Genomic DNA, 1340 nt, shown 5'->3' with positions numbered 1-1340 from the left:
GATCAGGCCTTCCTGGAGGCCGACCAGGGCGGTGGCGTGGGTCAGGTTCGGGAAGTACCCGATACGGACCTCGGACGTGGAGAGCGCCTTGCCGGCCTCGGCGGCGGCCGGCCGGGCGTCCTTGTCGGCGGTCTTCTCGGCCTGGGAGCCGTAGCCGCAGGAGGCGAGGCCGCCGATCAGCAGCGGCAGGGCGGCGACGGCGGCGAGGCCGCGGCGCAGGTTCTTGCGGGTGTTACCGGTGGCAGGCACGGGAGGACTTCCTCTCGACGCGCCGTCTGGGGGTTACGGCGCGGGTCTTCGTCTGTGGGGCGGGGGCGGGTACGGCTCGCAGGAGGTGCGCAGGAGGTGCGCGTACGTCATCGCGCACATCGCGCCACTCCTCCCTGGCCGCTGCCGAGGGCACCGCTGCCCACGCGGCCGCCCTCCTTGGCGAAGCTGGTGTACATGTCGGTCCGCATGACCTAGAAGTCCCAGCCTTCGTCGTCCGCCTGTACCGCTTCGGCCTGGGAGGCGAAGGACTCGCCCGCCATGCCCGCCGCCAGGGTGGTCCCGTCGGCGGGGTCGATCAGCAGGAAGGAGCCGGTGCGGCGCGAGTCGGCGTAGGCGTCGAGCGCGAGCGGCTCGGCGGTGCGGACGACGACGCGGCCGATGTCGTTGGCCACCAGCTGCCCGGGGTTCGGGTGCTGGGACAGGTCGTCCAGCGTCAGCCGGGAGGGGATCTCCTTGACGATCGCCTTGACCGTGCGCGTGGTGTGCTTGATCAGCACCCGCGCGCCCACGGCCAGCGGCTGGTCGGCCACGTGGCAGACCGTCGCGACGACGTCCTGGGTGGTGGCCGGGGCGCTCGCGGTCGGCGCGATCAGGTCACCGCGCGAGATGTCGATGTCGTCCTTCAGCCGCAGGGTCACCGACTGCGGGGACCAGGCGATGTCCACGGACTCACCGAGCGCGTCGATGCCCTCGATGACCGAGGTCCTGCCCGACGGGAGGACGGTGACGGCCTCGCCGACGCGCAGCACGCCGGAGGCGATCTGGCCGGCGTAGCCGCGGTAGTCGGGGTGCTCGGCGGTCTGCGGACGGATCACGTACTGCACCGGGAAACGCGCGGGGCAGGCGGTGAGGTCGTGGCTGACCGGCACCGTCTCCAGGTGCTCCAGCACCGTCGGGCCGCCGTACCAGTCCATGTTCGCCGACGGCTCGACCACGTTGTCCCCGGCCAGGGCCGAGATCGGGATCGCGGTGATCTCGGGGACGCCCAGCTCGGAGGCGTAGGCGGTGAACTCCTCGGCGATCGTCGCGAAGACGCTCTCCCGGTAGTCGACGAGGTCCATCTTGTTGAC

At 71.8% G+C, this 1340-nt stretch carries 1 protein-coding gene and 1 pseudogene; both read right to left on the bottom strand.

Annotation, left to right across the window (positions count from 1 at the left end; all coding sequences use genetic code 11):
* Positions 1–249 (bottom strand): annotated as a pseudogene (locus tag WDV06_RS36865) (sulfate ABC transporter substrate-binding protein); the annotation flags it as partial.
* Between the two features lie 212 nt (positions 250–461).
* The coding region (locus WDV06_RS36860; RefSeq protein WP_395514157.1) for an elongation factor 1-alpha C-terminal domain-related protein at positions 462–1340 on the bottom strand (879 nt) is incomplete at its 5' end.

The organism is Streptomyces racemochromogenes, from assembly GCF_044129415.1.
GTDB lineage: Bacteria > Actinomycetota > Actinomycetes > Streptomycetales > Streptomycetaceae > Streptomyces > Streptomyces racemochromogenes_A.
The sequence above is the reverse complement of the archived record's forward strand: the minus strand, read 5'-3'. Positions and strand labels throughout refer to the sequence as shown.